Source organism: Kosmotoga sp. (assembly GCF_982836095.1).
The window spans coordinates 4891-9185 of record NZ_CEYIHJ010000025.1 but is presented as its reverse complement, the minus strand read 5'-3'; the positions used below and the strand labels follow the sequence as shown (position 1 = coordinate 9185).

Genomic DNA, 4295 nt, shown 5'->3' with positions numbered 1-4295 from the left:
CTCAGAGGCATATATCCTTGATGATGAAATAACGTAAAGAGAGGGGCAAACTGCCCCTCTCTTTTTTCTCAACACTTATTTCAACCGCTCTTGAAGCTCCTTGAGCTTTATCTCAAGATCCGCTTCGATAAGTCTCGAAACGAGTTCTTCAAGATCGCCGTCGAGAATTTCCGCTAGCCTGTAACTTGTATAATTTATCCGATGGTCTGTGACTCTGCTTTGTGGAAAATTATACGTTCTGATTTTTTCGCTTCTGTCTCCAGAACCAATTTGCAGTCGTCTTTTTTGAGACATTTTGCTCATTTGGTCTTGCAACATCATGTCAAAAAGCCGCGCTCTCAGCAACTCCATAGCCCTGGCTTTATTCTGATGCTGTGAGCGGTCGCGTTGCACTGAAACTGCAATGCCTGTAGGAAGGTGAACGATTCTAACCGCGGATTCTGTCTTGTTAACGTGTTGCCCTCCAGCGCCAGAGGCTCTGAACGTATCTATACGCAATTCGGAAGGGTCAATTTTCACATCCAGTTCTGTGGCCTTTGGAAGAATGGCAACTGTGGCGGCGGAAGTGTGGATTCTCCCACCTGATTCGGTTCTTGGAACTCTCTGCACTCTATGTACACCACTTTCGTATCTCAATTTTCTATATACATCTTTCCCTTTGATTTCGAAGACGATTTCCTTATAACCACCCAGGTTAGTCTCATTCATGTCCAGCACGTCAACTTTCCAGCCCGATCTTTCTGCAAACCGAGCGTACATTCTGAAAAGGTCTGCCGAGAAGAGTGCTGCCTCTTCCCCACCTGCACCAGCTCTGATCTCAACGATGGTATTCCTATCAGAATCTTCATCAGGTACAAGGCGCATTTTGAGTTCAAGATGAAGCTTTTCAATTTCCTTTTGCAAATGTTCCAGGGTTTGTTTTATTTCCTCCTGCTCATCTGATGGTGAAAGTTCAAGGAGGTCTTTCCATTCTTGCAATTCTCTCTCCTTTGCCTCAATTCCCTCTTCAAGCAAGAATATCTCTCTTAGCTCAGCGTGTTTTTTGCTGAGCTCCATAAGTTTATCAGGGTTTGAGGAAATTTCTGGCGATGACAATTCCTTTTCGACTTCTTTCAGTTGTTTTCTCAGTGAATCGAGAATCTCCACCGGATTCATCAGATTAACCTCCTGGTTACGGCTTCAGGATCGCGAGCATAGTTTTTAACCTGTTCCATAGAGATATCTCCCTGTTTAAAGGCGTTTATAAGCGCATCGTCAAAGGTTACCATACCAAATCTTCCACCTGCTTGCATCATGGATTCTATTTGATGAAACTTTTTCTCCCTTATCAGGTTTCTTATCGCCTGATTCACAACCATAATCTCTAGAATCGGCACCCTGCCTTTCCCACTTTTGTGTTTTAAAAGCCTCTGATATATTACCGCCAGTAAACTGTTTGCGAGCTGCATGGCAATCTGATTCTGCTGATATGGCGGAAACACACCAATAATCCTTTCCGGGGTGGTGGAAGCGGAATTAGTATGAATTGTCGAAAAAACGAGATGCCCAGTTTCAGCAGCTGTCATTGCAAGCTCCATCGTTTCAGCATCTCTCATCTCACCCACGAGTATTACATCCGGATCTTGCCTTAAGGCATATTTCAAGCCATTTGAAAATGAGCTTGTATCTTGTCCCAGCTCACGTTGATGAACTAATGCCAATTTTGATTCAAAAACATATTCTATGGGATCTTCGATTGTTATAAGATGAACCGGCCGGTTTACATTTATATGTTCGAGCATGGCTGCAAGTGTTGTGGATTTTCCGCTTCCTGTTGGCCCGGCAACAAGCACAAGCCCTTTATCAGGCGAACAAAATTCTTTGAACAACGGGGGGTATCCGAGATCATCAAGGGTACGGATTTTCTTGGGAATCAACCTCAGTGCTAAAATTGGCAATTTGTCAGAGAAATAAAGGTTTCCCCTCACACGTGATTCCCCAAAACTAAAAGAAAAGTCCACCTCTTTTTTGACAGGATCTGTGAGTTCTATTCCCGTTTTTTCTTCCAATTCTCTCAGCAACTGAATTATGTTTTCCATAGAAGGTCGCAATTCATTGTCATTAAAAAGTGATCCATCTATCCTGAAAGCCACCTTTTGGCCCGGAGTGATATGAATATCACTTGCTCCGTAATTCTCTCCTTTAGCGAGGATTTCATTTAGCTGCATTATCACACCTCCCTCTTTTCTTAATGGATTTTAACATAGTGAATTGATAATATCTTTTTCGTATGATGTATTATCTCTTCAGATCGATTTAGGAGGTTAAAAAATGTTTTACGAACTCTTTCTTCGCTCCTTTGCGGATGGAAATGGAGATGGCATCGGCGATTTCAAGGGTGCCACAGAAAAACTCGATTACCTTGCGGAGCTGGGTATAACAGGAATATGGTTACTACCAATAATGAAATCTCCTTCATATCATGGATATACTGTTTCAGATTTTTACTCAGTCAACCCGGCATATGGTACTCTGGAAGATGCCAAGGTTTTTCTCGAACGTGCTCATACAAAAGGCATGAAAGTGATTTTAGACATGCCTTTGAATCATACTGCCATAACTCACCCTTGGTTCTTAAAAGCTCTTTCAGGTGATAATAGGCATAGAAGTAAATATCTTTGGTTAGAGAAGCCCGAATGGCTAAAGGCACGCAGACCCTGGGATAATCAGAAAGTTTGGTCAAAACTCAACGGTGAATATTACTATGCACTTTTCGGCCCGGGAAGCCCCGATTTAAACTACGAAAACCCCGAGCTTCGCGAAGAAGCTAAAAGAATTCTTTCTTTCTGGCTCTCTCTTGGATTTGACGGGTTCAGGTTTGATGCTGCCAAACATATTTTCGACTTTTCAAAAGAGACTGGTAAATGTGAATATCAGCACGAAAGAAACATTGCTTTCTGGAAAGACCTAACTGAGCATTGTCGAAAAATAAATCCCGATGCTGTTTTTGTCAGTGAAGTCTGGGATGACCCGGATATCGTTGATTTGTATTCCACCGTATTTGGAATTGGATTTAATTTTCCACTGGCATATGCAATAAAGGAAAATATCCTTGTGCTAAATCCTGGAAAATTAGCTGAAGCGCTATATCATGTTATGAATAGATATTTCGGAGATGAGATTCTGTACGCCTCAGGAACTTTTTTGACAAATCACGATATGACAAGACTGTTGTCCTATATGAAAGGTGATGAAAGCAAAGCGCTCCTTGCTTTCTCTGTACTCACAACACTTCCAGGTATTCCTTTTATATATTATGGTGAAGAGTTGGGAATGAAAGGCGAATACAACGAATTTGCCAACGAAGCTCAACTTGAACCTTTTCCATGGTTCGAACTTGGCTCCGGACCATGGCAGACAGAATGGAAGGCATTTGCAAGCAATCCTCCTTTTTCTGGACTTTCTTATGAGGTGCAGGGTTTGACAATCCATTCCTATTTTTCCAGAGTCAAGAACATCCTGCACTTTAGGAAAAAGAACTCATGGATAGGCAATTGTAAAATACTGGAAATAAAGGTAAAAAACAATGTTCTATTTCTCGCTGTTGAAGTAAAAGGGGAAACAACCCTTTTTGTGCACAATTTCAACCCAAAAGCGGTTATACTTGAAAAGCAGGGGCATGCTACTCTGATAAACGGAGAATTATCGGAATTTGAGAATTCGATTTCTCTCGAAAGAATGAGCTCAGCGATGATCAAATAAAAAAGCGGGCTGCAGCCCGCGACAGTAATTAGGGGGGTAAGCTTTCTTTATAAATAAGACTGTTTATGTTCTATTTTTGTTCAATGGAGAAGAATGTTGTGAAAAACAGAGAAGAAAACGCTAAAAAAGGGGCGGTAATAGGCATTGTTGGCAATGCTTTGCTTTCTGCACTGAAAATTATTACCGGTGCCTTTACAGGAAGTATGGCCATCACAGCTGATGGTCTTGATTCTGCAACCGATATATTGACCTCTGTGATCACTTTGGTTTCTACAAATCTTTCAAAAAAGCCCCCCGATGAGGAACATCCCTATGGTCACGAACGCGCTGAAACAATTGCCTCAAAGATAATCTCCATGATAATTTTCTTTGCAGGTGCCCAATTAGCCATCTTCTCAATGCAAAAGCTCATTTCTGGGAAACTCCTTGTTGAAAACCTACCAATTGTCCTGTCAGTGGCTTTTATTTCATCAGCGGGGAAATATGCTCTCTACAAATACAAATTGTACATAGGCCATAAAATCGATAGCGATGTTTTTATAGCAGATGCCATC

4 protein-coding genes are annotated in these 4295 nt (G+C 41.6%); 2 read left to right on the top strand and 2 right to left on the bottom strand.

What is annotated here, in order from left to right; translation table 11 throughout:
* Positions 1 to 75 precede the first annotated feature (75 nt).
* Both prfA and AC3LHT_RS03110 read right to left on the bottom strand, forming a co-directional pair.
* Positions 76 to 1155, bottom strand: coding sequence for a peptide chain release factor 1 (gene prfA / locus AC3LHT_RS03115; RefSeq protein WP_488661946.1), 1080 nt, complete (start codon positions 1153 to 1155; stop codon positions 76 to 78).
* Positions 1155 to 2210 carry a type IV pilus twitching motility protein PilT gene (locus AC3LHT_RS03110; RefSeq protein WP_488661953.1) on the bottom strand — a complete coding sequence of 352 codons (1056 nt, stop codon included), beginning with the start codon at positions 2208 to 2210 and terminating at the stop codon, positions 1155 to 1157. Before AC3LHT_RS03110 ends, prfA begins: the two co-directional genes overlap by 1 nt.
* Positions 2211 to 2310: 100 nt before the next feature.
* Here AC3LHT_RS03110 and AC3LHT_RS03105 point away from each other — a divergent pair, with 100 nt between their 5' ends.
* Positions 2311 to 3741, top strand: a complete 1431-nt coding sequence (locus AC3LHT_RS03105; protein ID WP_290666117.1) for an alpha-amylase family glycosyl hydrolase — start codon at positions 2311 to 2313, stop codon at positions 3739 to 3741.
* Between the two features lie 98 nt (positions 3742 to 3839).
* Positions 3840 to 4295, top strand: a 456-nt coding sequence (locus tag AC3LHT_RS03100) for a cation diffusion facilitator family transporter (RefSeq protein ID WP_488661945.1), incomplete at its 3' end; no start/stop codon positions are given.

Excerpts from the sequence above, each read along its gene's own strand:
- prfA (WP_488661946.1), bottom strand. The coding sequence starts at position 1,155 with ATGAATCCGGTGGAGATTCTCGATTCACTGAGAAAACAACTGAAAGAA.
- AC3LHT_RS03105 (WP_290666117.1), top strand. The coding sequence starts at position 2,311 with ATGTTTTACGAACTCTTTCTTCGCTCCTTTGCGGATGGAAATGGAGAT.